This is a genomic window from Desulfoluna sp. HI9BLuna (assembly GCF_056829775.1).
Genome location: NZ_CP186555.1, coordinates 215,330 through 241,088 on the forward strand (window position 1 = coordinate 215,330; position 25,759 = coordinate 241,088).

The 25,759-nt window shown below is 59.7% G+C and carries 21 protein-coding genes; 3 read left to right on the plus strand and 18 right to left on the minus strand.

Annotation, left to right across the window (positions count from 1 at the left end; all coding sequences use genetic code 11):
- Positions 1-123: 123 nt before the first annotated feature.
- The 3 genes from ACOYW0_RS00670 to ACOYW0_RS00680 all read left to right on the plus strand — a co-directional run bounded on the left by ACOYW0_RS00670 (position 124) and on the right by ACOYW0_RS00680 (position 3,207).
- Entirely contained in the window at positions 124-1,428 is a 1,305-nt protein-coding gene (locus ACOYW0_RS00670; protein ID WP_482416677.1) for a COG3014 family protein, read from the plus strand.
- 215 nt (positions 1,429-1,643) lie between these two features.
- Entirely contained in the window at positions 1,644-2,765 is a 1,122-nt protein-coding gene (locus ACOYW0_RS00675; RefSeq protein WP_482416678.1) for a hypothetical protein, read from the plus strand.
- A gap of 19 nt (positions 2,766-2,784) precedes the next feature.
- Positions 2,785-3,207 carry a DUF3783 domain-containing protein gene (locus tag ACOYW0_RS00680; protein ID WP_482416679.1) on the plus strand — a complete coding sequence of 141 codons (423 nt, stop codon included), beginning with the start codon at positions 2,785-2,787 and terminating at the stop codon, positions 3,205-3,207.
- Between the two features lie 78 nt (positions 3,208-3,285).
- Here the strand turns inward: ACOYW0_RS00680 and ACOYW0_RS00685 are convergent, their stop codons facing one another.
- The 18 genes from ACOYW0_RS00685 to ACOYW0_RS00770 all read right to left on the minus strand — a co-directional run bounded on the left by ACOYW0_RS00685 (position 3,286) and on the right by ACOYW0_RS00770 (position 25,745).
- The gene (locus ACOYW0_RS00685) at positions 3,286-3,843 is read right to left on the minus strand and encodes a GNAT family N-acetyltransferase (protein ID WP_482416680.1); all 558 of its coding nucleotides are present in this window, start codon (positions 3,841-3,843) and stop codon (positions 3,286-3,288) included.
- Between the two features lie 75 nt (positions 3,844-3,918).
- Positions 3,919-4,737, minus strand: a complete 819-nt coding sequence (locus ACOYW0_RS00690; RefSeq protein WP_482416681.1) for an SDR family oxidoreductase — start codon at positions 4,735-4,737, stop codon at positions 3,919-3,921.
- Between the two features lie 174 nt (positions 4,738-4,911).
- Positions 4,912-6,033, minus strand: coding sequence for a sensor histidine kinase (locus tag ACOYW0_RS00695; RefSeq protein ID WP_482416682.1), 1,122 nt, complete (start codon positions 6,031-6,033; stop codon positions 4,912-4,914).
- A 103-nt stretch (positions 6,034-6,136) separates the two neighbouring features.
- Entirely contained in the window at positions 6,137-8,539 is a 2,403-nt protein-coding gene (gene lon, locus ACOYW0_RS00700; protein WP_482416683.1) for an endopeptidase La, read from the minus strand.
- A gap of 370 nt (positions 8,540-8,909) precedes the next feature.
- Positions 8,910-9,710: an amino acid ABC transporter ATP-binding protein gene (locus ACOYW0_RS00705; RefSeq protein WP_482416684.1), complete on the minus strand. Its 801-nt coding sequence runs from the start codon at positions 9,708-9,710 to the stop codon at positions 8,910-8,912.
- The gene (locus ACOYW0_RS00710) at positions 9,697-10,719 is read right to left on the minus strand and encodes an ABC transporter permease subunit (protein WP_482416685.1); all 1,023 of its coding nucleotides are present in this window, start codon (positions 10,717-10,719) and stop codon (positions 9,697-9,699) included. Before ACOYW0_RS00710 ends, ACOYW0_RS00705 begins: the two co-directional genes overlap by 14 nt.
- A 147-nt stretch (positions 10,720-10,866) precedes the next feature.
- Positions 10,867-11,652 carry an amino acid ABC transporter substrate-binding protein gene (locus ACOYW0_RS00715; RefSeq protein WP_482416686.1) on the minus strand — a complete coding sequence of 262 codons (786 nt, stop codon included), beginning with the start codon at positions 11,650-11,652 and terminating at the stop codon, positions 10,867-10,869.
- Between the two features lie 339 nt (positions 11,653-11,991).
- Positions 11,992-13,698 (minus strand): long-chain-fatty-acid--CoA ligase, encoded by a 1,707-nt coding sequence (locus tag ACOYW0_RS00720; protein WP_482416687.1) that lies wholly within the window; start codon positions 13,696-13,698, stop codon positions 11,992-11,994.
- A 212-nt stretch (positions 13,699-13,910) separates the two neighbouring features.
- Positions 13,911-15,620: a long-chain-fatty-acid--CoA ligase gene (locus ACOYW0_RS00725; RefSeq protein ID WP_482416688.1), complete on the minus strand. Its 1,710-nt coding sequence runs from the start codon at positions 15,618-15,620 to the stop codon at positions 13,911-13,913.
- Positions 15,621-15,830: 210 nt separating this feature from the next.
- The gene (locus ACOYW0_RS00730) at positions 15,831-17,537 is read right to left on the minus strand and encodes a long-chain-fatty-acid--CoA ligase (RefSeq protein ID WP_482416689.1); all 1,707 of its coding nucleotides are present in this window, start codon (positions 17,535-17,537) and stop codon (positions 15,831-15,833) included.
- Between the two features lie 211 nt (positions 17,538-17,748).
- Complete coding sequence (locus ACOYW0_RS00735) at positions 17,749-18,576, minus strand: prephenate dehydrogenase/arogenate dehydrogenase family protein (RefSeq protein WP_482416690.1); 828 nt, start codon at positions 18,574-18,576, stop codon at positions 17,749-17,751.
- Complete coding sequence (aroC, locus tag ACOYW0_RS00740; RefSeq protein ID WP_482416691.1) at positions 18,564-19,625, minus strand: chorismate synthase; 1,062 nt, start codon at positions 19,623-19,625, stop codon at positions 18,564-18,566. Before aroC ends, ACOYW0_RS00735 begins: the two co-directional genes overlap by 13 nt.
- Before the next feature lie 314 nt (positions 19,626-19,939).
- Entirely contained in the window at positions 19,940-20,464 is a 525-nt protein-coding gene (gene aroL, locus ACOYW0_RS00745) for a shikimate kinase AroL (RefSeq protein WP_482416692.1), read from the minus strand.
- Positions 20,465-20,498: 34 nt separating this feature from the next.
- Entirely contained in the window at positions 20,499-21,758 is a 1,260-nt protein-coding gene (gene aroA, locus ACOYW0_RS00750; RefSeq protein ID WP_482416693.1) for a 3-phosphoshikimate 1-carboxyvinyltransferase, read from the minus strand.
- Positions 21,759-21,851: 93 nt separating this feature from the next.
- Positions 21,852-22,667: a shikimate dehydrogenase gene (locus ACOYW0_RS00755; RefSeq protein WP_482416694.1), complete on the minus strand. Its 816-nt coding sequence runs from the start codon at positions 22,665-22,667 to the stop codon at positions 21,852-21,854.
- Positions 22,668-22,672: 5 nt separating this feature from the next.
- Positions 22,673-23,815, minus strand: coding sequence for a prephenate dehydratase (gene pheA / locus ACOYW0_RS00760; RefSeq protein WP_482416695.1), 1,143 nt, complete (start codon positions 23,813-23,815; stop codon positions 22,673-22,675).
- A gap of 5 nt (positions 23,816-23,820) precedes the next feature.
- Complete coding sequence (locus ACOYW0_RS00765) at positions 23,821-24,816, minus strand: 3-dehydroquinate synthase II (protein WP_482416696.1); 996 nt, start codon at positions 24,814-24,816, stop codon at positions 23,821-23,823.
- Between the two features lie 122 nt (positions 24,817-24,938).
- Positions 24,939-25,745 (minus strand): 2-amino-3,7-dideoxy-D-threo-hept-6-ulosonate synthase, encoded by an 807-nt coding sequence (locus ACOYW0_RS00770; protein WP_180140989.1) that lies wholly within the window; start codon positions 25,743-25,745, stop codon positions 24,939-24,941.
- Positions 25,746-25,759 lie beyond the last annotated feature (14 nt).

The window sequence follows — 25,759 nt, forward strand, 5'->3', positions numbered from 1 at the left end:
GACGACACGCCGCCCGACCCTCCAGTGGAGATCGGGCGGCCCTTCGCCTGGTCGGTCTACGGCCGTACCGGCTGCCCGTTCAGACGCTCCGTGTAATGCTCTCATGAGGAAGGTGTGACCCCCATGAAACGACTTGTTCTCCTTGTGGCGCTGCTCATCGCCACAACCGGCTGTGCCCCGAAATTCGACTACGCCAACCTTGACAGCCTTCTCAAGGCAGGTGACTGCGTCGCCTCCAAAGAGATGATCAAAACCAGGCAATCCGACTACGGCAGCCACGCTCAGCTGCTCTATCACCTCGACTGCGCCATGATCTACTATGAGTGCGGCGACCTGAAAAATGCCGCCGCTGAGTTCAGTGAGGCCGATGAGATGGCCCAGGCCCTCTGGACCAAAAGCCTCAGCGCAGGGGCCGCCTCCTACCTGGTCAACGACCTGGTCATCGACTACCCCGGTGAAGATTTTGAGCGGGCCCTCATCAACTTGATGGCCGCTTTCACCTACATCCGGGACGGCAACTACGAAAGCGCCCTTGTGGAGTGCCGAAAACTCAACACCCTTTTGACGGAGTACAACGACCAGTACGAAAAGAAAAACGTCTACAAGGAGGACGCCCTGGGCCGCTACATCAGCGGTATCCTGAGCGAGATGGACGGCGAATACAGTGAAGCCTACATCTACTACTACGAGGCCCTCAGGGCCTACAAAGACTACAACACAGCCTACGGCACCCCCACTCCGCCCTCCCTGTACGCAGACCTGCTTCGCGTGGCGGTTCCCGCAGACCGGCTCAGTGAGGCCAAAAAGCTGACAAAGGGCTTCACCGGCACCACCCCCTCCTACCGGACTGCCCGGAAAAAGGGGCGTGTCATCTATGTCCAACTCAACGGAAAGGCCCCGAAGAAGGTGGAGGACAAGATCACCCACATGGCCCCCACGGGCCCCATCTCCATTGCCTTTCCCCGGTATGTCACCTTTCCCAAGGGCTGCACGGACAGCAGCCTGACCCTGAAGGACGACAAGGGCAACACCCTGACGTCGCCGGCCACCGTGGCCGAAGACATCACCGCCATCGCCGTCAAGAACCTGGACGACAGGAAAACCCGCATCTGGACCAAAACCATTGCCCGCGCCGTGGCCAAACAGGTGGCCGTCCATGCCGCGGCCAAAGAGATCGAAAAAGAGCAGGGCGAGTTTGCCGGTATGCTGGCCCAGCTCGCCGGCCAGGTGGCTGCCAGCGCAACGGAAAAGGCCGACACCCGCTCCTGGCGCACGCTGCCCGGTCAGATCTTCCTGACCAGCCGGTTTGTGGAGCCCGGCGAATACAAGGCCTTTGCCGGCAACTGCTCCGTGGTCGACACCTACCTTGAGACCATCAACGTCAAGGCAGGAGAAACCGTTTTCGTCTTCAACCACACCATGCACTAACCGGCGCTCCGCCCGGGCCCCTGACGCCGGGGCTCCGGGGGAGCCATGATGCCGCTGACCATGCCCGGAGATTTCACGAGCCGAAAGCGCTGAATTACATGGTGCATTATGAACATATTTAAATGCGTCTCACTAACCAGCTGCAATGACATCTTACTTATTTTGGCCTGGTCGTTTTCTCATGAAATATCCGGGCAAGGGAGATACATGACCCCATGAAACAACTGATACCCCTGATACTCGCCGCCTCTCTGGCCCTTTCCGGTTGCGTGGCCTCCTCGCCCACCAAGGCCCGCAGCGGCAGCAGCACCGACGCCCAACGCGAACGGGCCCGGCAAGCCTTCGACGAACTCGACGGACGTCCCCCGGCCCAGACCGCAACGTCCGCACCGGCCCCTGCGCCCCGGCCCGAGACAAAACCGGTGGAGACCGCCCCCGCCACCGCTCATGCGCCCCAGGTCTCCGAGGCAACCCACCTCATGGCCACAGGCTACGGCCAGTCCCGCCCCGAAGCCGTAAGGCGGGCCAAGGCAGAACTCTCCAACATCTTTGAATCCCGCATTGAAAGCGACATCTCCTCTGTGACCCGGTCTGTCACCGACTCCGGCACGGGGGACACCCTGTACAAAAACGTGCAGTCCAAAATCCGTGTGGCTTCGTCGGTTGAGCTGGAAGGTGTGGAGGTAGGCCCCGTCACCAAAGAGGGACGGGAATATGTGGCCGTGGCGGGCCTGGACAGGGCCCGTGCCGCAGAAAAATGGCAGCGGGACATCAACCGGCTCAACGCCCGCATCACCGTGGAAGAAAAAGCCGCAGCAGCAAGCCCCGGAAAGTTGATGCAGCTGAAACACCTCAACGAGGCCATGGACCTGTTCATCGAGCGGGAAGCCCTGGTGAGCCGCCTCCGGGTCATCAACCGGCCGGCTCACGGGGCCGGGCACAAAGAGTTTGAAGCCCTTGTCTCCCAACTCCAGGAGGTCAAGACAGACTTCCGGATCAACCTGGAGGTCAATGCCCCCAGCGGTCAGGACCTCACCTCCAAACTGGCCAGGAAGCTCACAGAGGCCGGGTACCTGGTATCAGCCAACGGGCGCAGCGGGGATGTCACCCTGCGCATCGCCCTGTCCCTGTCCCGGGTGGAGCTTAACAACCCCAACTTCAAATTCATGCGGGCGACGGCGGATGTGGCCATCATCGATCCCGTGACAGGCACCATGGTGGGAAACTTCAACGAGAACAAGCGTGAAGGCCACCTCACCTACCAGGAGGCCGGCGTCAAGGCCACCCGCAGCCTCGCCGGGGCCCTGTCAAAGAAAATCGTCGCCTATTTTAACTGACCCTCGAAAGGAGAACCCCATGACAGACGGCACCATGCGACCCATGGATATCGACGACACCCCGATTTACGGTCCCAAGGGCCTGCTGGTCTGCGGCCTTGATACCAAAGCGGCTGACGCCCTTGTGGCCCTTGTACGCACCCTTGGGTGGAGCGATGTCCCCGTTTCCTTTGCAGGACGAAAGGACCTGAAGACGTCTGTTGGATCCCTTTTTGAAGACCACCCGAACAATCGGGAAGACCTGGGCGGAGTGGCCGTGATCATGGCCGGCATCACAGGCAACCAGCTTCAGCAGCTGATGAAAAGCTGGCGGGAGCATGCATTTCCGCGACCCCTGTGGGCCACCCTCACGGAGACCAGCGAAACCTGGTCTTTGGGCACCCTGCTCAAGCATCTTGCCGAAGAGCAGCGGGAGATGGCCGAAGCGGCCCGCCGCGGCTGATCCCCAGGGACATAGGACAAAAAAAACCGCTTCGATATCATCGAAGCGGTTTTTTTATGCGTTTATGTGCAGGGATCGTCACCCATGGGTGCCGCAGATGCCCGTGCGGGTCACCGGCCGCACCTTCAGGTCAAAGGCAACCCGATCCACGGAGGCGGTGAACAGATTGGATCCGTAGCAGTCAAAGCGCTTATCCGGGAGCATGCCCACCTTGGTGAGTACGGCCACCGAGGCCTTGTTCTCCGGCATGGCCGCCCCGAAGATCCGGGGCAGCTGCAACCCCTGAAAGCCGTAGGTCACAACCCGCATTGCCGCCTCAAAGGCAAGCCCTCGCCCCTGGGCCGACTGGACCAGGCCGTAGCGCAGGTCGATGAAGGGGGTCTCCGTCACATGCTCGAGGCCGCAGTATCCCACGGGCCCCTCCCCGTCCCTCTCCTCCAGCACAAAGGTCCCGAAACCGTGCTGGTCCCAGTGCTCGAGCCGCCGATCCACATGGAGGTGAACCTGTTCCATGGGACAGGGGTAATCCACGGGAAGCCAGCGTGTCAGCTCCCCATCGCTCAGAAAACGCCGCATAAACCGCCGGTCCCGCTCCTCCATGGGGCGAAAGAGCAACCGGGAACTGATCAGATCCATACCCACCTTCGAGTCAAAGGTTCCGGGAACCCAAGGCCGACAACACGGCCCCGGGCCCCTCGGCTCGTCCGGGCTTCAGCAGAACATCCGCTCAAAGCCCCGTTTTTTCGTAAACACAGCCATGCCCCGGTGGAAAAGCTCGGGACTGAGCCGTTTCATCCACCACATGACCTTTCCGTCCCATTGGGGGATAACATAAAGCCTTTTTCTCCGCACGGCCTTTTCGATATCCCGGGCCACATCCTCTGCGGTATACCGGGTCTTGGCAAAAAAGCCCTCGGCCACCTTGCGCTGCTGGTCGTCCGTGGAGTGAAACCTCTCCATGAGATTCGTCTTGAAGAAGGTGGGAGCGGCCACGGTCACCCCGATGCCCTTGGACGCAAGCTCCGAATAGAGGGTCTCGGACAGGGAAATCACACCGGCCTTGGTGACGTTGTAACTGCTCATTTCGGGAAAGGAGACAATACCGGCGCTGGAGGCAACATTGACGATGTGCCCGCTTCCCTGGGCCTCCATGAGGGGAGTAAAACGACGGCATCCCCGAATCACCGCCTTCAGGTTCACATCCATGATCCACTCCCACCGGTCTTCGGGGATGGCATCCAAGGTCCCGGCGGCTCCCACACCGGCATTGTTGACGAGGACATCCAGGCCGCCCCAGCACTCCTCAACCGTTTGAGCCAGCTCTTTGAAAGCCCCTTCCTCGGTGACATCGCACTGCCGGGTCAATGCTTCGCCGCCCCTTTCGTCAATCAGTCGCCCCGTCTCCTCCAGGGTTCGCGGATCCATATCCGCGATGCAGACCCGCCATCCTTTTCGCGCATAGACAAGGGCCAGCGCCCTTCCCAGCCCGGAGCCTCCTCCGGTGATCACGATTCGCTTCTTCTGAGACATCTCCGCTCCTTTACCGTGCGATTTATATTGAGAATAACCCATTAAAAATCAGAGAGAAATACTTCATCACAAAACGATCACTACCCGGACAAACCACACCGGTCCAGCCATCCATCCATGGACACCAAGACTAAGGGGATCATACACCATGCGCCTGAGGAATCAAGGCATTCGTCACGACGCGTCGCGACAGGGGAGAAAAAGGGAAAAGGTGGTGCCGGAATCCGGCGAAGAGGTAAAACTGACGGTGCCCCCGAGGTATCGCTCGGCAAAGAGTTTCATGGAGTAGGTCCCCACCCCGCGGCCGCTGCCCTTGGTGGAAAAGGAGCGCTGAAAAATCCCGAGCTGCACCTCACGGGGAATATAGCCGGGGTTGGACACGGAAAAATGAACGGCGTCGCCCCATGGGGAGCAGCCGGCATCCACCCGTCCCCCTTCAGGGGTCGCTTCCAGGGCGTTCTTGAACATGTTGATGAGGATGCGCCGCAGAAGGACCGGGTCGGTCTCAACCACGGCATCCCGTGCCTGGGGAGAGAGAACCAGATTGCGGGAGTGGGTGGACTTGTTGCGGGTGTAGAGGCCCAGGCACTGGCTGAGGGTCTCCAGGGCGGAGACTGGCATGAGCTGGGGCTGAAGCTCTCCGGCTTCGGCCTCCAGGAGTTTTTTGTGGGAACGGATCTCATCCAGGAGCCACTGGGAGGCGTAAAACACCGTCTCCATCTCCTCGGTCTCCCCTCCGGGGCCGGAGTTCTCCATGAGCAACTCGGCCGTGCCGGAGATGGCCGCCGCCGTGTTGGAGATATCATGGAAAAAGGTGCGTTCCAGGCTTTTCCTCCGGTTCTCGTCGGAGATGTCCACGGCAGAAAAAACGGTAAACAGCTCCCCGTCCCGCCAGATGGGTGAGGTCCGGACCCGCAGCTCCAGCACCTCGCCCCCCTGGGCCGTGATGACGCACTCCATCACCGACGGCTGTTCGTTCTGGGACGCCAGGATCGATTTGACGGCACCGCAGACACTGCAAAACTCGGTGGTGCCGCAGCCAGCGCCCGAAGAGAGGGCGTTGACACAGCCCAGGGCCTCCCCGGGCCGCTTTCCGTACACCTGTTCCGGCTCCGTAAGCCCCACGACCTCGACAAACCGTTGGTTGGCACAGACGATCTGCCGGCAGCGGTTGAGAACCAAAAAGACCACGGGAAGGGCTTCGGACAATTCACGCATCTCAAAACTGGTGAAAAGCTCGCTCTGGGACCTGATCTCCAAAGGCCCCAGCCTCTCTGCAGAAGCAAATTGCGTCACCGCCTCATTCACCGGTCGCCCCTCCATTCTCGTGGTTAAGGAAAGCCATGCCACCGGGACCCGGGGAAAAGCGCCTCACCCCGGGCCCCAGGGCACACCATACTTATGTTGCCCGGCCGAACACCACCTTGAAGACATCCCGGTAAGCCTTGGCAAAGTGAAAGGTCATGCCAGAGCAGATGTAATCGGGCAGCTCGTCCACGTCCCGCCGGTTGTCGTCAGGCAGGACCAGCTCCCGGATCCCTATACGACGCGCGGCAATGACCTTTTCGCGGATGCCTCCCACGGGAAGGACTTTTCCCGTAAGGGTGATCTCCCCTGTCATGGCCAGGGGGCGGTCGATCTTGCGCCCCGTGGCAAGGGAGATCAGTGCGGTGGTCATGGTGACACCGGCGCTGGGGCCATCCTTGGGCGTGGCCCCTTCCGGCACGTGGAGATGCACAAAGGCCGTATCAAAATAGGCCTTGTCCACACCAAAATTCTCGATATGGGAGGAGACAAAGCTGTAGGCGAGTTCCGCCGACTCCCTCATGACATCCCCAAGCTGTCCGGTCTGTTTGAACCCCTTGGCGAGATCGTGGATCTTGGTGGCCTCCACCGACAAGGTGGCCCCTCCCATGGTTGTCCAGGCAAGGCCCGTGACGATACCCACCCCATCCATGGGACGCTCTTTCCTGAAAATGGGGGGCCCCAGATACTCAGGGATGTCCTTGACCCCCACGGATATCGGCTTGTCCCCGTTTGACAGGAATCCCACAACTGCCTTGCGGACAATACGGTTCATCTGCTTTTCCAGGTTCCTGACCCCTGCCTCCCGGGCGTATCCGTCGGCAATGTTTCGAATGGCCGCATCGGTAATTTTCAGTTGTTTCTTTGGAATCCCGCTTCGTTCCATGAGGCGCGGCCAAAGGTGCTTGCGGGCGATCTCCACCTTTTCGGCGGTGATGTAACCCGAGAGCCTTGTCATGTCCATGCGGTCCAAAAGGGGCTGGGGAATGGTGTCCAGTTGGTTGGCCGTGCAGATGAACAGCACCTTGGACAGATCCAGCCTCAGGTCGAAGTAGTGGTCGAGGAACTCGCTGTTCTGCTCCGGGTCCAGGGCCTCCAGAAGGGCCGAGGCCGGGTCCCCCTGGTAAGAGGCGCCCACCTTGTCTATCTCATCGAGCATGATCACCGGGTTGGAGACACCGGTCTCCTTGAGCGCATGCACGAATTTGCCCGGCAGGGCGCCGATGTAGGTCCGCCGGTGGCCCTTGATCTCGGCCTCGTCGCGCATGCCACCGACGCTGAAGCGGTAAAATTTCCGTCCCAGGGCCTCTGCAATGGACTTGCCGATGGAGGTCTTGCCCACCCCCGGGGGACCCACCAGAAGCATAATGGAGCCCGAAACCTGCTTTTTGTAGACGCCCACGGCCAGAAACTCGATGATGCGATCCTTGACATCGCCAAGCCCGGAGTGATCGCGGTCGAGGATTTTCCGCGCGGCCTTGATGTCCAGCTTGTCTTCGGAAGAGACCCCCCAGGGCACGGAGGTGATCCAGTCAAGGTAGTTGCGGCATACCGCATACTCCGGCGACCCTTTTTCAAGGACCTGCATCTTGTCGATTTCGCTCTCCACCCGCTCCAGCACATGCTCCGGCGGGTCCAGCTTTTCCAGGCGCTCGCGGAACTGGTCGATGTCGGCCGTGCGATCGTCCTTGGCGATGCCCAGCTCCTCCTGAATCACCTTCAGCTGCTCCCGCAGGAAAAATTTGCGCTGATTCTCGTTGAGGCTCTTGTTCACCTCCTGGCTGATCTCGCTCTGGAGCTTTAACGCCTCATGCTCTTTTTTCAAAAGGACCAACACCTTTTTCATGCGGTCCATGAGGGACGTGGTCTCCAGGATATCCTGGATCTCCTTTCCCGGCGCCGTGGTGATGGACGCCCCGAAATCGGCCAGGGGAGAAGCATCGTTGGGGCTGAACCGGGTGACGAAGTTCTTGACCTCCTCCCCGTACAGGGGGTTCAGAGGAATGATCTCCCGGATGCCCTTGATCACCGCAACCGAGTAGGCCCTGAGCTTTTCCGTGTCCCCCTTGATCTCCACGGGGTACGTCACCCGGACATGGAACGGGGCCTCTTTGGATAAGAAGTCTTCAATGGCAAATCGCCGGACGCCCTGGGCCACCACCTGGAGCTTTTCTCCGTCGGCCATGACGTTGTGAATCTGCGCCACGCACCCCATGCGAAAAAAACTGTCGGGGCCCAAGACCTCTCCGGCATCGGGCCTTACCAGGACAAGCCCCACCAGCCCGTTGCTGTCGTTGATGGCTTTTTCAATGGTGGGCTGCCACTTCTCCTGATTGATGATAAGGGGCTGGGCCTGAAACGGCAGGAAGGGCCGTCCGGTCACCGGCAGGACCACCAGGTTGTCGGGCATGATCTGGTGAGGAATGGCAAGGCTGGAGGTCTGGTCATCCTCGTTCTCGGATACGACTTCAGGAGTAATAGGCTCATCGTTTTCCATGGTCAGGCTCCTTTCACGAATAAGCATCGGTTGTCTGCGTAAGGAAATGATGCAACGATTCAGCGGGACCGTAAAATGGATTGACGGGAGTCGGGCTTTCCTTAAGGGGTGCCCTGCCCCGGTATCGATCACCGCTTGATAAAAAGTAAGGCACCTTCTCTTCATTTCAACCCGATGAGTCATTATTGCACAAACCCTGTCATCTGTGAACTTCGCAATCCGTCATCAACTATCCGGAATCAGACCCGGAACCCCTTCTGAAAAACGCCCTGCCTGTTTTTTCCGGGCTTCTCCGGCTGCCACAAAAAAACCCCGCCGCTTTAAAAAAAGCGACGGGGTTTTCAGTAAACGAAATATCTCTGCGAATGCTTTATAGAATGGAGTCCACAAAGCTCGCCACACGGGAGTGGGTCATGCAGGCCCCGAAAAACTCATCGGGAGGCGCCTCGGTGACAAACTGTCCTTTTTCCATGAAGATCACACGATCGGCGATCTCACGGGCAAAGCCCATCTGGTGGGTAACGATGATCATGGTCATGCCTTCATCGGCCAGACCCTTGATGGTGTTGAACACCTCCCCCACAAGCTCGGGGTCCAGGGCGCTGGTGGGTTCGTCAAAGAGCATGATCTTGGGCTTCATGGCCAGGGCGCGGGCAATGGCCACTCGCTGCTTCTGCCCCCCGGAGAGGGTCGCCGGGTAGACCCCGGACTTCTCGGACAGGCCCACCTTTTCCAGCATATCTTCGGCCAGGATGTGTGCCTCTTCACGGCTCTTACCCTGGACCGTTACGGGCCCTTCCATGATGTTTTCAAGGACGGTCATGTGGGGAAACAGGTGAAAGTGCTGAAACACCATGCCGATCTCGGCCCGTAAGGCGCAGATGTTCTTCTGGGTGTCCAGGACCCGTTTGCCCTTCTTCTCCACGTAGCCCACGGAGCGGCCCTCAAAGACAATATCCCCGTCGTCGATCTCTTCCAGAATATTCACCGACCGCAGCAGGGTGGACTTACCGGATCCCGACGGCCCGATGATCACCACCTTCTCCCCGGGCATGACGGACAGGTCCACGGCGTCCACGGCCGTTGTCTTTCCAAATCGCTTGGTGATCTTCGACAGGCTGATGATGGGCGCATCCGCCGGGGTCGGGTTTGATTGGTTATCTGTTTTCATAAGCTCCGACTCGTTTTTCAATTTTCTCGAAGGTCACCGTGAACACGGTGGTAAAAAGCAGGTAGATCATCGCCGCAATAATCAGCACGTTCACGTTGAAATAGGTATTGAACATCTGGTTTGCAGAGCGCATCAGCTCCACCATGGCGATGGTGGAGACCAGGGCGGTGTCCTTGATCAGGGCGATGAATTCGTTGCCCACAGGGGGCATGAGCCGCTTGTAGGTCTGGGGAACGATGACCCGCCGCATGGCCTGGGTATAGGTCATGCCGATGGCCTTGGCTGCCTCCATCTGGCCGCCGTCGATGCTTTCGATGCCCGCGCGGATAATCTCCGCCAGGTAGGCCGAGTAGTTGACCCCCAGGCCGATGATGGCCGAGGTGGTCGGGGAGAGCGTTATCCCCAGGGACGGCAGCCCGTAGTAGATGAAAAAGAGCTGGAGGAGAAGCGGTGTTCCCCGGAAAAACCAGATGATAAACCAGCAGACCCACCGAATGGGCGGCACGCCGCTGATGCGTCCCAGGGCGATGAGAAGCCCTCCCAAAGGCGAAATAACCATGGTGATGAGCACAAGGAACAGGGTGATGCCCGCCCCCTGGATCAGGGACGGCAGAAACATCCTCATGTCGTCGATGAAAAGAACCCACTTGGGCTTTTTGGCCTTGGCAAGGGAGGCCAGCATGTTGGTGGCTTCCACGTGATCAGGGAAAAGGGCCAGCACCTCCTTGCAGGATGCCTCCGCATCATCCGCCATGCCGAGGGCATGGTAGAGTTGAGCCTTCTGGATGCGGCTCTTGACAAAATCCCCGGCGTTCTCGGGGCCCTCCGGGGCCGGGATTCGATCCAGCACCTCCAGGGCAGTCTGGTAGTCACCGGAGGCAATGAGGTTGCTTGCCTCCCTGAACACCTTGTCCGGGTTGATGTCGCCTGCGGCAAGGGCCGCAGTCGGCAGGGCCAGCAGAACCAGCCATATGAAAAGCAGAAAGCCTCTGCGTATCGTGGGTTTCATGGATATGTCTCGCCTTCGTTGGACGGCTGTAACGTGGAAAAACGGCATCAATCTACACAGAGCCCCCATGGTGGTGCCGTTCCCACCAAACAGGAGAGGACGGCATCGCCGCCCTCTCCCCGGAATCTGACTATGGTCGGGTATCCACTACCACTTGGTGGGGTCGGTGATGTCCTCGCCAAACCATTTTTCGGAAATCTTGGCCATGGTGCCGTCGGCGACCATTTCGTCGAGGGTTTTCTGGACAGCAGCGCGAAGGGCATTGTCCTCTTTACGGAAGGCTACGCCAAAGGGCTCTTTGCTGATAAAACCGGGAAGGGTCTTGAAGGAACCTACCTGCTTGGCGATGGCGTCGCGGCCGGTGACGTTGTCGATGACAACGGCGTCAAGACGACCGGCTTTGAGGTCCAGCAGGGCCTTGGGGTTGTCTTCGTACTCGTTGATGGCCTTGGGGGCGTTGGGAAGCTTCTTGGCTGCGGTAACCGCAGGGGAGCCTTCCTGGCAGCCGACGATCATGCCGCCGAGGTCTTTGTAATCGGTAAAGCGTTTTTCAGTGAAACGAACCACCACAACCTGGCCGTCGAGGATGTAAGGCTTGGTGAAGTTGACGCGGGCGACACGCTCCTTGGTGATGGTCATGCCGTTCCAGATGCAGTCGAACTTGCCTGCATACAGGGAGTTGATCACACCTTTCCATGCTGTGGGCTGCAGAGCCAGCTCGATGCCGAGACGCTTGCAGACCTCGTTGGCGGCGTCGATGTCAAACCCGACAATGGTGCCGTCGGCAATTTTGTATCCCATGGGAGGGAACGAGTCATCCAGGCCGAGCACAAGCTTGCCTTCTTTCTTGACACGATCCAGGGACCCGTCTCCTGCAAAGGCCATGGTCGACATGGCAAACAGACAAATCAGGAAAACAACCGCTCTCTTCATAACATTCTCCTTAAGGTGTAGTGGTTTAATCTGAAACGTATGGGAAATATACGATCAGGCCTTATTTTGCAAGGTATTTTCGTTTTCGGGCCTTCTCGAATCCCTTAATTTTCAAAACAAAAAAGTCATTTTACACCCTGTATTCAGATGCGTTGAAAGCCTTAAAAGAACAAAAAAGGGAGGCGTTTTCACGCCCCCCTTGCCTCCCATTTCACCGGACGCCCACTGCGCCCCGCCAAAGGCGCGCAGCCAGCCAACCGCCTCCGCAGACATGGCACCGTACACAACAGACCGGTTTCACGCCCCATCCGCACAGGCAGCCCCCCTGAGGTGCATCCGTTAACGTTCAGAATCCGTTTTCTTGGCCATCTCTTCGTCTCTCAGGTCCTTGCGCAGAATTTTTCCCACCGTGGACTTGGGCAGGTCCGATCGAAAGGCAACGGCCACGGGCCACTTGTACTTGGCAAGCTTGCCCGCGCAGTAGTCGATGAGTTCCTTTTCCGTGGCGCTCTCACCTTCTTTAAGGACAACAAAGGCCTTGGCAGCCTCCCCCCGATGGGCATGGGGAATGCCGATGGTGCACGCTTCCTGAACCTTGGGGTTCTCGTAGAGCACCTCGTCGATGTCCCTGGGGTAGACATTGTAGCCCCCGGAGATGATCATGTCCTTTTTGCGGTCCACAATGTAGAAATAGCCGTCTTCGTCCATCCTGGCGATATCTCCGGTGTGGAGCCAGCCGTCACACAGGGTCTCGGCGGTAGCATCCGGACGGTTCAGGTAGCCCTTCATCACCTGGGGCCCGCGGACAACGAGCTCTCCTATTTCTCCCTGGGGCACCTCGGTCACCCCGTCGGCAATGTCCACGATACGGGCTTCGGTGTTGCTGATGGGCACCCCGATGCTGCCCACTTTCCGGGGGCCGCCGTGGAAGGGGTTGACGTGGGTCACCGGCGAGGATTCGGTCATGCCGAAGCCTTCGGCGATCACGGAGCCGGACCGCTTCTCAAACTCGCGGATCACCTCCACGGGCAGGGGCGCGCTGCCGGAAAAACAGCCTTTAAGGCAGGAGAGATCGGTCTTCTCAATGGCGGAGTCATGGACCATACTGATGTACATGGTGGGCACCAGGGGCGCAAAGGTGGGGCGGTACTTCTGAATCGCCTCCAAAAGCTGGGGGCCCTGGGGCTTGGGCACCAGAACAATGCCCCATCCCATGGAGACCGGCAGGTTCATGGCCGTGGTGAGGCCGAAGATATGGAAAAACGGAAGGGCCCCCACAAAGCTCTCTTCCCCCTCTTTCAGCCCCGGAAACCATGCCGTGGCCTGCTGGGCCTGACAGCTCAGGTTCCGGTGGGTGAGCATCACCCCTTTGGAGACACCGGTGGTCCCCCCGGTGTACTGGTACATGGCCACATCGTCCCAGTCCAGCTCCGCGCGGAAGTCGGACGGCGCGTGGGAGGCGACCATCTCCTTCCATTTGTAGAGATCAGGTGCCGGGGCAACGGAAGCGGCCATTTTTTTGCGCTTGCCCACCAGGGGAAAAAGCAGGTTTTTCGGGAAGGGGAGGTAATCGCCGATGGAGGTATAAATGATTTTTTTGATGCCTGTCTTGCTTCGCAGGGCCACCATGCGATCCGCGAGCAGATCCAGGGTGATGAGCAGCACGGCACCGGAATCGTTAAACTGATGGCTCAGCTCCCGATCGGTATACAGGGGGTTGTTCATGACGGCCACGGCCCCCATGCGCATGATGGCGTAATAGGCCACCACGCAGGGAATCATGTTGGGCAGGAGGATGGCAACGCTATCCCCTTTCTTGACCCCCATGGCCTGAAAGCAGGCCACCATGGAGCGCACCATGCGGTCCAGCTCCCGGTACGAGACCTTGTACCCCTGAAAGTTCAATGCGGTGTTTTCAGGGAATCGACCCACCGAACGGTCCAGGAAGTCCGAAATAAAAAGCTTTTCAAAATCAAGAAACTCCGGAACCCCTGCTTCGTAGCTGCTCAGCCACGGCTTGCTCTGGTAAGTCACTTTGTCGGTCACGCGTCTGTCCTCCATCTGATTTTCATACTGGCGTTGAAACTCATTTCTCAGAGTGTATGAATTAAGGGAGTGACGATGCGCTGTCAACAGGATTCGAACCTGGCGGTTCACATTATCAAGTTATTTTTATTAAACATCTTTTACGCGCATTAACAACCGATTAAACAAGGCATTTTCTTCGTCGCGGCCATGGGTTCGTCCCTCGGCAAAGATCAATTTCCCCCGGCTGATGGTGCCTGGCCCATAACCTCCTGGCGAAGGTCTTTTCGCAGGATTTTCCCCACCGTGGACCTGGGGAGTTCGTCACGAAATTCCACGGCCACGGGCCACTTGTACTTGGCCAGCTTGCCGCTGCAAAAATCGATCAGCTCCTGTTCGGTGGCAGTCTCCCCCTCTTTGAGCACCACAAAGGCCTTCACGGCCTCTCCCCGGTGCGCATGGGGAACCCCGATGGAGCAGGCGTCCTGGACCTTGGGGTGTTCGTAGAGTACCTCGTCGATATCCCGGGGGTAGACATTGTAGCCGCCGGAGATGATCATGTCTTTCTTGCGGTCCACGATGGAGAAGTAGCCGTCCTCGTCCATCCTGGCGATGTCGCCTGTGTGGAGCCAGTCCCCTGCCAGCGCCTCGTCGGTGGCCTCAGGGTTGTTCAGATACCCTTTCATCACCTGGGGCCCCCGGATGACAAGCTCCCCAACCTGCCCCACCGGTACGTCGGTTACTCCGTCGGCAAGGTCCACGATACGGGCGTCGGTGTTGCTGATGGGAATCCCGATGCTGCCGGCTTTCCGGGGTCCGCCGTCAAAGGGATTGATATGGGTCACCGGGCTGGACTCGGTCATGCCGAAGCCTTCGGCGATGACAGCCCCTGAGCGCATTTCAAACTCACGGATCACCTCCACGGGAAGGGGGGCGCTGCCGGAGAAAAGGCCCTTGATGCAGGAAAGGTCGGTCTTCTCAATGGCCGGATCATGCATCATGCTGATGTACATGGTGGGAACCAGAGGGGAAAAGGTGGGACGAAACCTTCGAATGGCTTCGAGGAGCTGGGCTCCCTGGGGCTTGGGAACCAGAACAATACCCGCCCCCATGGCCACGGGAAAGTTCAGGGCAGTGGTCAACCCGAAGATATGGAACAGGGGAAGCCCGCCGATAAAGACCTCTTCCCCGTGGGTCAGCCCGCGAAACCATGAGGTGAGCTGCTGTACCTGATAACTCTGGTTCCGGTGGGTCAGCATGACTCCTTTGGAAACACCGGTGGTGCCTCCGGTGTACTGGTACATGGCCACGTCGTCCAGGTGGAGTTCTTCACGGAAATCAGATGGTGCATGGGTGGCCAGCACCTCTTTCCACCGGTACACATCCGGGGCCGGGGCAACGGAAGCAGCCATCTTCTTTCGCTTGCCCACCAGGGGAAAGAGAATATTTTTGGGAAACGGCAGGTAGTCGCCAATGGAGGTGTAGATGATCTTTTTGATGCCGGTGTGCTCCCGCAGGGAGACCATGCGGTCGGCCAGCAGGTCAAGGGTGATGAGGAGCACGGCCCCGGAATCGTTGAACTGATGGGTCAGCTCCCGATCCGTGTACAACGGGTTGTTCATGACGGCCACGGCCCCCAGGCGCATGATGGCATAATAGGCCACCACACAGGGGATCACGTTGGGCAGAAGAATCGCCACGCTGTCCCCTTTTTTAACCCCCATGCCCCGGAGGCAGGCCACCATGGACCGCACCATGGTGTCGAGTTCACGGTACGAGACCTTGAATCCCTGGAAGATCAACGCGGTGTTGTCCGGAAACCTTCGAACCGAGCGTTCCAGAAAGTCAGCAATAAAGATATCTTCAAAATCAATGAATTCGGGAACGCCTGTCTCGTAGCTGCTCAACCACGGTTTGCCCTGGTAAGTCACCTTGCTGGTCACGCCCTGTCCTCCACTCTTCTCACTTGGGGTTAAAATCATCATCGCAAGGCGTATGAATTAAGGGAGTGGCGAAGCGCTGTCAACAGGATTCGATCTGTGGATTCACATTATCAAGTTATTTTTATTAAACATTTTTCACGACCCCTAACGCCCCATGAAACCTGATGGATCCCTTTCAGGATCACCGGCGTTACCAGCGAGAAAAATGGATCAAGCTCCCTTTGCCTCAGCACTTTTTGCCACTTCTTCCTCCCGGAGATCCTTCCTCAAAATCTTGCCCACCGTGGACTTGGGAAGGGAGTCCCGGAACTCCACGGACACCGGCCATTTGTACTTGGCCAGCTTGTCGCTGCAAAATTCGATCATCTCCTGCTCGGTGGCGGTCTCCCCTGCCTTGAGCACCACAAAGGCTTTCACGGCCTCCCCCCGGTGATTGTGGGGAATCCCGATGGAGCAGGCTTCCTGCACCTTGGGGTGTTCGTAGAGGACCTCGTCGATATCCCTGGGGTAGACGTTGTAGCCGCCGGAGAGGATCATGTCTTTTTTGCGGTCCACAATAAAAAAATACCCTTCCTCGTCCATGCGGGCGATGTCGCCGGTGTGCAGCCAGCCGTCGGTGAGGGACTCGGCCGTGGCGTCGGGGCGGTTGTGGTAGCCCTTCATCACCTGGGGACCCCGCACGAACAGCTCACCAATCTCGCCAACGGGCATGTCGGTCTCTCCATCGGCAAGGTCCACCACCCGGGCTTCGGTGTCCGGCGCGGGAATGCCGACACTGCCCACCTTCCGCTTGCCGCCGCTGAAGGGGTTCATGTGGGTCACCGGGCTGGATTCGGTCATGCCGAAGCCCTCCACGATCACCGAACCGGAACGCCTCTCGAACTCCTTGGTCACCTCCAAAGGAAGGGGCGCACTGCCGGAAAAGCATCCCTTGATGGAGCTTAAATCGGTGCGATCAATGGCCGGATCGTTGAGCATGCCGATGTACATGGTGGGAACAAGGGGCGCATAGGTGGGCCTGAATTTACGAATGGTCTCCAGAAGCTGTGGCCCCTGGGGCTTGGGTACCATCACCATCTCCCACCCCATGGAGACAGGGTAGTTCATGGCGCAGGTAAGCCCGAAAATATGAAACCACGGCAGGGCGGCGATGCAGCACTCCCCTCCCCTTTCGAACTCGGAGAACCAGACGCTGGCCTGCTGGATCTGAAACGAGAGGTTTCGGTGGGTAAGCATGACCCCCTTGGCCGCGCCGGTGGTCCCCCCCGTGTACTGAAACATGGCCACATCGTCCAGGTCCAACGCCTCGCGAAATTCCGTGGGGGCGTTGGCCGCCACCATCTCTTTCCACTTTATCACGTCCGGGGCCGGCGCCACGTCCGCAGCCAGTTTTTTGCGTTTTCCCACCAGGGGAAAAAGAAGGTTCTTGGGAAAGGGAAGGTAATCGCCGATGGAGGTGTAGACGATCTCCTTGATGGAGGTCTTGCTGCGCAAGGCCGTCATGCGATCGGCCAGGAGATCCAGGGTAAAGAGGACCCGCGCCCCGGAATCGTTGAACTGGTGGAGCAGCTCCCGGTCGGTGTACAGGGGGTTGTTCATCACACAGATGGCCCCCACCCGCATAATGGCGTAGTAGGCAACCAGACAGGGAAGAACGTTGGGGAGCAGAATCGCAACGCGATCACCCTTCTCAACGCCGATGGACTTCAACCACGCGGCCACGGATTTGACCATCCGATCCGTCTCCCGGTAAGAGAGCCTGAATCCTTGGAAATTGAGGGCCGGATTGTCCGGGAACTCCTTTACGGAGCGCTCCAGAAAATCGGTAAGGAAGATCTCTTCATAGTTCACCTGGAAGGGGACACCCTCCCCGTAACTGCTGAGCCACGGTTTATCCTGATAGGTGGTCTCGGTCATGGGTCCTCCATGGAAAGTGGGTTGAGCAGGTCGAAACGCGGTTTATAGAAGCAAACTTATGTTAGCCTCTCGCGGTAACATTATCAACCCAATTCCTCAATTGCCTTCCATTTATAAGCCCTGTGCCCTCAACGCAAAACAGCTGCATCACCCCAAAACAACGAGGAAAAATGCAGCTGATTCATGTGTACCCGCAAAGGAGGTGAACGGGTCAGACCATGGATTTCAGGATTTTATTGGATTCCTCAAGGCCCGCCTCGCAACTGGGCCCTAAAAAGGACCGGATCTCCGCCATATAGTCCAGGGCCCCGCCCCGTTCGGCTCCCACCATCTCCCGTGCGGTCTCGGCCAGGGCGCCCCCGAAGGCCTCCACCATCTCGCCCACGTAAGGATTGTCTCCCACCATGGCTGCATACAGGTCCGGGTCCTGGGCAAAAAGACGCCCGATGAGGTCGTTTTTCAGCTTAAAGATGGGCGTGGCATAGGGCTGGGCGTCATCCGGGGTAACCCCCAATTTTTGAAGGGTCCGTCCCATGGCAATGGTCACCACGTGGGTCAGCCCCTGGGCCAGGGCCATGGCCCGGTCATGGTCTTCGGCGGCCATGCGCGACACGTGGGCCCCGCCCGCTGAAAACTCACCTTCAAGAAACGTTAGCCACCGCTCCCCTCGCCCCGGGGTGAGGATGATGTTCTGCCCGACGACCCCGTCGGTATGGGGCCCAAACATGGGGTGGGTCCCCACCACCTCGCAGGAGGTGGCCGAAAGCATGGCACCGGTGATCTCTTCTTTGAGGGAACAGATGTCGAAAAGGCCCTGCTCCCTGGACATGCGAGGTCCCAGCGCTTCGGCCACGGCAGGGGCCACGTCCATGGGCGTGGCGATCATGATAAGGTCGCAACGACGCGTCAGCTCCTCGGCCGTGGTGGTTGTGTCCACATCGGCCAGGAGCACCCGATGGCCCCGCCTCACAAACCAGGCGTCAAAGAGCCGTCCCATGCCCCCCTTGCCGCCGACGATCCCAAGGGTTACCTGTTCCATGACACCGCCCTCTGCCTTAAGAAATGATCCACCAGAACCAGGGCCACCATGGCTTCGCACACCACGTTCACCCGGGGAACGGCTGCCACGTCGTGGCGGCCGCGTGTGCGGATGGTAGTGGCCTCCCCACGGGTGTTGATGGTCTCCTGCTCCCGCGTGATAGACGGGATGGGCTTCACCGCCACGCGCATCACCAAAGGTGCCCCGCTGGAGATCCCTGCCAGAACGCCCCCGGCGTGATTGGAGGCAAACCCGTCCGGGGTGATGGGATCGTTGTTTTCAGAGCCCGTAAGTCGGGCCGCGTCAAAACCGTCCCCGATCTCCACCCCCTTGACGGCGCCGATGCCCATGAGGGCCCCTGCCAGGGCCGCATCGAGCTTTTCAAACACCGGCTCCCCAAGGCCTGCCGGAACCCCGTCGGCGATGATCTCAACCACGCCACCCAGGGAATCGCCCTTCCGCCTCACCTCGTCCACCCGGGCGTCCATGGCCTCGGCAGCCTCGGCATCGGGACAGAGGTAAGGGTTTTCCGCCATGGTCCCGTAATCGCGCTTCAGGGCCCGCACCCCGCCCAGTTCAATGGTGGCGGCACGTACGGAGATCCCTGCGGCGGCCAGGATCTCCCCTGCCAGGGCCGCTGCTGCAACCCGGCCCACGGTCTCCCGGGCCGAAGCCCGTCCACCGCCCCGGTAATCCCGGATTCCGTATTTGGCGTCGTAGGTGATGTCCCCGTGGCCGGGCCGGTAGAGATCCATGATATCGGCGTAGGAACTTGACCGGGCATCCTTGTTGGCCACCATGATGGAGACCGGAGTGCCCGTGGTCTTGCCTTCAAAGGTCCCGGAAAGGATCCTCGCCCGATCCGGCTCCTTTCGGGAGGTACTGGTCTTGGCCCCTCCGGGTTTTCGTCGATCGAGCCACGCCTGGACATGCTCCTCGGTAAAGGGAATGCCTGCCGGGGCGCCGTCGATGACCACGCCCACGGCCTCTCCATGGGATTCTCCCCATGTGGTTATGCGAAACAAACCGCCAAGGGTGTTGCCTGCCATATATCTCTCTCCCTGGTATGCAAATGGGTTCCCACTCGCGTCGGGCATCGCCCGGGTCAAAAATCAAAGTAGCTATTCAAATCAAAAAAGCCTCCGGCGGCCCTGCCGGGGGCCAAACTTTTAAAAAGTTTGATAAACAGGTTTCAAGTGATCATTCATAGGCTCCGCCGAAGCAATTCCGACATTTTCTTAGAAACGTTTTTTGCGGAGCTTTTTTTCGAAAAAGCGACCCGCCGGAGGCAACTGAACAGTTACAAATCAAAATAGATACGAACGGCTTTCGAGGTGGCACACCTCGCCGCCGGATGCTTGCCTTACGCCTCTTTCACCTGTCGCAGGATCTCTTCGGCCACCTCGTCCGGGGACATGCCGTCGGTATCGATGATGATGTGGGCGGCCTCCCGGTACAGGGGTTCCCGTTCCGCAAGGACCGAGGCGATCTCATCTGCCACCTCCCCTCCGGTGAGGGAGGGCCGCTGCGACGCCGTGGTCTCATCGTCGGTGATGCGCCGGGCCAGGGTGCGGACGCGGGCTTTCAGCCAGATCACCACACCGGACTCGCGCATGAGGCGCCGGTTTTCAGGGCTTAAAACAATCCCGCCCCCGGTGGCCACCACCGCCTTATCCCCGCCCGCCACCTGCCTTAGAGCAAACCGTTCCAGCTTTCGGAAACCCTCCCAGCCATCCCTTTGTACAATCTCATCCACGCTGGCCCCGGCATAGCCGACGATAAACCCGTCGGTATCCACGACATGCCGGTGCATGCGCTCGGCCAGAATCCTGCCCACGGTGGTCTTTCCCGTGCAGCGATACCCTGTCAGGTAGATGTTGTTTCCCATGGCGTATTGCCTCGCTGTCTCTTGGCACCAATGTTTACTGCAAGGTCTCGAACACATCCCAATAGGTGGGGAAGGACTTCTTGACGCAACCGGGATCCAGGATACGAACCCCCGGGGTGGTGAGGCCTGCCACGGAAAAGCTCATGGCCATGCGGTGGTCATCGTAGGTCTCCACGTCGGAGCCTGTCAGGGTGCCGCCGGTGATCTCCAGGCTGCTCTCCTTTGCCACGGCGTCGATGCCCATTTTTCGGAGTTCGGTGGCCACGCAGCCCAGACGGTCGCACTCTTTCTCACGCAGGTGGGCCACGTTCTCGATGACCGTGGTGCCTTTGGCGTGGGCCGCCACCACGGCCAGGGTGGGCACCACATCGGGCATCAGGGCCATGTCCACGGTGACGGCGGAAAGCTCGCCCCCGGTGACCGTGGTGCCGTCCTCCTCGTGGGTGACGGTGCAGCCCATCTTCTCCAGAACGTCCACAAGGGCCACGTCCCCCTGGCGGGATTTTTTGGTGACGTTCATCACCTTGACGCTCTTGCCGGTCACGGCCGCAGCCGCCCAGAAGTAACTGGCGTTGGAGCCGTCGGGCTCGCAGTGGTAGGCTCCGGGACGGTAGCTCTGGTTGGGCGCCACTTTAAACACCTTGAAGTCGTCGTGGGTCACCTCGACGCCGAAGCGGCCCATGATGTCCAGGGTGATCTCCACGTAGGGCCTGGAGACCAGCTCACCTGCCACCGTCACCTCGATCCCCTTCGGGGCATAGGGCCCGGCAAGGAGCAGGGAGGAGAGGAACTGGCTGCTGATGCGGCAGTCCAGGGTCACCTTGCCGCCCTCAAAATGCCCCCCCGTTACTTTTACGGGCGGGCAATCGGTGGGGTTCACGCACTGGGCCGGGACCCCGGCCTGGCGCATGGCCACCAAGAGGTCCTCAATGGGCCGCTCCCCCATGCGCTTGGTGCCGGTAAGCACCGTCTCCCCCTCACCCAGGGCGGCGATGCCCGTAAGCAGCCGCATGGACGTTCCGGAGTTGGCCAGGTAGATGGGCTCGGCACAGGCTTTCAGCCTGCCGCCGGTGCCGGTGACCACCATGGCCTCCCCATCGTCTTCTATCACCGCGCCGAAGGCCCTTAAGGCGTCACGGGTCAACAGGGTGTCCTCGCTTCGCAAAAGGCCTGTAATCCGGCTCGTTCCATCTGCCAGGGCCGCTGCAATGAGCAGCCGGTGGGAGTAACTCTTGGACCCCGGAAGGGTCACCTCAACCTTATCTCTGCCCATGCCGGGCGTAATCTCTCTCATGGTCTGCCTCTTTTGTCTGCGCATTGCATCCGCATCACGCTCAATCTGTTCATGGGCTCCTGAGCCGTCGGTAACTCGACCCACCACTCACCATTAATGGCCCAAGGCCTCCAGCACGGTACGCCGCATCAGCTCCACCGGGGCTGTTTGGCCTGTCCAGAGTTCACACTGGGCAACGGCCTGGAAGACAAACATGGCCGTGCCGTCCACCGTGGGGCACCCTTTGGCCCGGGCCGCAGCCAGAAGGGCTGTCTCCAGAGGGTTGTACACGATGTCCATGACCAGGGTCCGGGAGGTCAGGCCCTCCACGGATACGGGCATCGCCTCGGTGCGGGGCACCATGCCCACGGAGGTGGCGTTGATCAGAATATCCACCCCGGCCAGGTCCAGGTGGTCAAGGGCGGTAAACCCGGCGCCAAGGTCCCGGGCCAGGGCCTGCCCCTTCTCTTCACCGCGGTTGGCGATCACAAGGGAACCGCCCCTCTGCACGATGCCGTACCCAACGGCACGGGCAGCGCCTCCGGCGCCGATGAGGGCCACCTTTTTCCCGGCGATGGCCCCCCTGGTCTCCAGGGCCCGCATGGCCCCTTCCGCGTCCGTGTTGAACCCCACAAGCCTGCCGTCGCGATTAACGATGGTATTCACCGCCCCGATCTTCCGGGCGGTGTCGTCCACCTCGTCCAGATGGGCCATCACCTCGGTCTTATGGGGAATGGTGACGCTTGCCCCGCCCATGTTCAGGTGCCGCATGGCTAAAGCCGCCCCTTTGGCCTCATCCAGACCGAAGGCAAGGTAGACGGCGTTCACCCCCAGGGCGTCAAAGGCGGCATTGTGAATGGCCGGCCCCAGGCTGTGGGTAACGGGATTCCCAAACACCCCGAAGAGCTGCGTTTTTGCATCGATTCCCATGGCCATCACACCTCCAGGGAGCTTTCATCGGCGCTGCGGTACCCGCCGTGGGCCCCTTTGGCGTAGGAGCCAAGGACCTTGAGATAAAGGCAAAGCCCCTTCATGGTGGCCAGCACCCGCTTCACCCTGGCGTCGTCTTTGTGGCCTTCGATGTCCATGATAAAAAAGTAGCTCCAGTTTTCCCGCTTGGTGGGCCGGGACTCCAGCTTCACCATGTTGAGCCCGGCGTCGGCCACCGGCTCCAGGGTGGTAAACAGGGCGCCTGGAATATGGGAGGTCACGAACATCACCGAGGTCTTGTCGTCCCCTGTGGGGCCCTGCTCTTCTTTGCCCAGGACGAGGAACCGGGTTTCGTTCCTGGAAGAGTCCTCGATCTTGGACTCCACCACCCGCAGGCCGTAGACCTGGGCCGCCTTGGAGCTGGCGATGGCCGCGGATTTGGGGTTGGCCGCCGCCTTCAAAGCGGCCTGGGCCGTGCTGCTGCACTCCTCCAGCACCACGTCGGGCAGGTTCCGCTGGAGCCAGCTCCGACACTGGGCAAAGGGCTGGGGATGGGAATAGACCACCTCCACCTCATCGAGGTTCCCCCAAAGGGAGAGAAGGTCGTGGCTGATGGTCTGATAATACTCCGCCGTGATGGTGACCTCTGACTCAAAAAGCAGGTCCTGGGTATGGGTCACCGCCCCTTCAATGGAGTTTTCAACGGGCACCACCCCGTACTGGCAGCCTCCGCGCTCCACTTCCGCGAAGATTTCAGCGATGTTGCGGTAGGGGGCAAAGCGCCCCGAATGGCGAAAGTGGTTGAGGGCCGCCAGGTGGCTGTGGGTGGCCTCCGGCCCCAGGTACGCGATGGTCAGGGGCTTCTGGAGCTCCCTGGACGCCGCCATGATGACGCTGAAAATGTATTGAAGCACGGTGTCGTCCACCGGTCCCTCGTTGAGGCGGCAGATGCGGTCCATGATCAGGGATTCCCGGGACCGGTCCAGGACCTTGCTGTCGTAACGGCGCTTCAGCTCCCCCACGGCCGCGCTCACGCCCAGCCGCTGGTTGATGAGGGCCACGATCTGGGTGTCGATGCCGTCGATTTTCTCCCGCAGACCGGCCAGCTCTTTTTCAAAGGAGTCCCCATCGGGGTGAGGCTTTTCCATGGTGGTTACTTCTCCGTAATGGTTTCGTCGACCTTGTGACCGAAATGGCGACCGCCCTCTTCATGGTAGGCCAACACGCGATCCCCCGGTGCAAGGGACACCACGGATACGGGCTCACCCTCGGGGGAGGTCAGGCGAATGGTCTCGGCGTTCTGGACGATGGTGGCAACACCCTTGTCCCCGATACGCGCCTTGATAAGGAGCATGGGGCGTTTCTCGATTTTCAGTCGTCCCACCACGGCGCTTGAAACGGAGCCGTCGTGGTTGACGATCTCCACCTCATCACCGGCCTCCAGCTCGCTCAGGTACCGGGTGCGCCCGCCGGGAACACGGGTGTAGGCATGCACTGCACCGGCGTTAACCCTGAAGGGCCTCGGCGCCACATAGGGGTTGGAGACGGTCTCGGCATGGACCAGAAACAGGGCGCTGCTTGAATTGCCCACCAGCATACCCTGGCCTTTCTCCATGTTCAGGCAGGTGTCCACACAGACGCGATCGCCCATGCCGATGTTCTTCACGTCGATGACCTCGGCCTCCACCAGGGAGAGGCTCCCGGTCTCGCCCTTGAGAAGCTCCAGGGTCTTTTTCAGCTCCATGGGATCCCGGGTGTCGAGCATCACCTGCTTCACCCCTTTTTCCAGGATGCCGAAGGCCAGCTGGGCCTCGTCAAAGGAGTGCACCAGGGCCGCCACGTCCGCGCCCTTGGCGATGAGGTTCTCCAGGGGGATGATGGTCCAGTCCGTGCATTCCAGGATCACCAGCTTCTGGGCGGCAAGGCGGCAGATGGCCTCCTCGTCGTCACCGCTGGTGATGGTGAAGATCTCCACGTCCTTGCCGGGGACCAGGTCGCCGTCGGCGCAGATGGTGGTGACGCGTCCCAGCTCTTTGATCTTTTCCGAGCATCCGTCGGGGACCATGATCCCGTCAGCACCTGACTCCAAGGCTGTGAGCACCAGTTCTTTGTCCCAGGGGTCTGCTTTTACCCATATTTTTCTCATCATCAAACCGTCCTTCATGTTTAAATGCATACATTCCGTTTCAGGAAGATATAAAATATCAATACCCTTGCAGGATAGCCCTGCGAATTAGGCGTTGGCAGCGGGTCATCCCTAAGCCGACGCCCTTAAGCCATGGACTCCAGGTGATCCAGTGCCTCATCCACGGAGAGGTCCTGATGGATGATCATGTGCATGGCCTTGACGAGGTTTTCCGGGTCGCGATGCTGGAACACGTTGCGGCCGATGGAGATACCGGCACCGCCCGCGTCGATGGATCCCTTGACCATCTCCAGGATCTCCCGGTCGGAATCCATGGTTTCGCCCCCGGCGATGACCACGGGCACGTTGCACCCCTCGGTGACCTCACGGAAACTCTCCGGGCTTCCCGTGTAGTTTACCTTGACGATGTCCGCCCCCAGTTCACCGCCCACCCGTGCCGCATGCTTGACGAAATTCACATCGTAGCTGTTGGTAATCTTTTCGCCGCGGGCGTAGCACATGGCCAGGAGGGGCAATCCCCAGGTTCGGCAATCGGCGCTGACCCGGCCGAAGTCGTGGAGCATCTCCTTTTCGTCGGCGTCCCCCAGGTTCAGGTGGAGAGAGACGGCGTCGGCCCCGAGCTTGATGGCTTCTTCAACACTGCAGACCAGGGTTTTTGCGTTGGGAAAGGGGGAAAGACAGGTGGAGGCGGAGAGGTGGATAATCAGGCCGATGTCGGGGCCGGTGCCCCGGAGCCCTTCGGCCACAAGGCCCTTGTGCTCCACAATGGCGTTGGCGCCTCCGTTGGCGACCTTCTGAATGGTGGATTTCATGTCGATGACCCCTTTGATGGGGCCCACGGTGGTCCCATGATCCATGGGGACGATGATGGTACGGCCGGTGGTTCTGTTGAAAATCCGTTCAAAACGAATCATCTTGCCGATGCTGCTCATGGTGTTCTCCTTCA

Excerpts from the sequence above, each read along its gene's own strand:
- ACOYW0_RS00705 (WP_482416684.1), bottom strand. The coding sequence starts at position 9,710 with ATGAAAACAGATAACCAATCAAACCCGACCCCGGCGGATGCGCCCATC.
- ACOYW0_RS00735 (WP_482416690.1), bottom strand. The coding sequence starts at position 18,576 with ATGGAACAGGTAACCCTTGGGATCGTCGGCGGCAAGGGGGGCATGGGA.
- aroC (WP_482416691.1), bottom strand. The coding sequence starts at position 19,625 with ATGGCAGGCAACACCCTTGGCGGTTTGTTTCGCATAACCACATGGGGA.
- ACOYW0_RS00755 (WP_482416694.1), bottom strand. The coding sequence starts at position 22,667 with ATGGGAATCGATGCAAAAACGCAGCTCTTCGGGGTGTTTGGGAATCCC.
- ACOYW0_RS00710 (WP_482416685.1), bottom strand. The coding sequence starts at position 10,719 with ATGAAACCCACGATACGCAGAGGCTTTCTGCTTTTCATATGGCTGGTT.
- ACOYW0_RS00770 (WP_180140989.1), bottom strand. The coding sequence starts at position 25,745 with ATGAGCAGCATCGGCAAGATGATTCGTTTTGAACGGATTTTCAACAGA.
- ACOYW0_RS00685 (WP_482416680.1), bottom strand. The coding sequence starts at position 3,843 with ATGGATCTGATCAGTTCCCGGTTGCTCTTTCGCCCCATGGAGGAGCGG.
- pheA (WP_482416695.1), bottom strand. The coding sequence starts at position 23,815 with ATGGAAAAGCCTCACCCCGATGGGGACTCCTTTGAAAAAGAGCTGGCC.
- ACOYW0_RS00730 (WP_482416689.1), bottom strand. The coding sequence starts at position 17,537 with ATGACCGAGACCACCTATCAGGATAAACCGTGGCTCAGCAGTTACGGG.
- lon (WP_482416683.1), bottom strand. The coding sequence starts at position 8,539 with ATGGAAAACGATGAGCCTATTACTCCTGAAGTCGTATCCGAGAACGAG.
- ACOYW0_RS00680 (WP_482416679.1), top strand. The coding sequence starts at position 2,785 with ATGACAGACGGCACCATGCGACCCATGGATATCGACGACACCCCGATT.
- ACOYW0_RS00690 (WP_482416681.1), bottom strand. The coding sequence starts at position 4,737 with ATGTCTCAGAAGAAGCGAATCGTGATCACCGGAGGAGGCTCCGGGCTG.
- ACOYW0_RS00675 (WP_482416678.1), top strand. The coding sequence starts at position 1,644 with ATGAAACAACTGATACCCCTGATACTCGCCGCCTCTCTGGCCCTTTCC.
- ACOYW0_RS00670 (WP_482416677.1), top strand. The coding sequence starts at position 124 with ATGAAACGACTTGTTCTCCTTGTGGCGCTGCTCATCGCCACAACCGGC.
- aroL (WP_482416692.1), bottom strand. The coding sequence starts at position 20,464 with ATGGGAAACAACATCTACCTGACAGGGTATCGCTGCACGGGAAAGACC.
- ACOYW0_RS00715 (WP_482416686.1), bottom strand. The coding sequence starts at position 11,652 with ATGAAGAGAGCGGTTGTTTTCCTGATTTGTCTGTTTGCCATGTCGACC.
- aroA (WP_482416693.1), bottom strand. The coding sequence starts at position 21,758 with ATGAGAGAGATTACGCCCGGCATGGGCAGAGATAAGGTTGAGGTGACC.
- ACOYW0_RS00765 (WP_482416696.1), bottom strand. The coding sequence starts at position 24,816 with ATGATGAGAAAAATATGGGTAAAAGCAGACCCCTGGGACAAAGAACTG.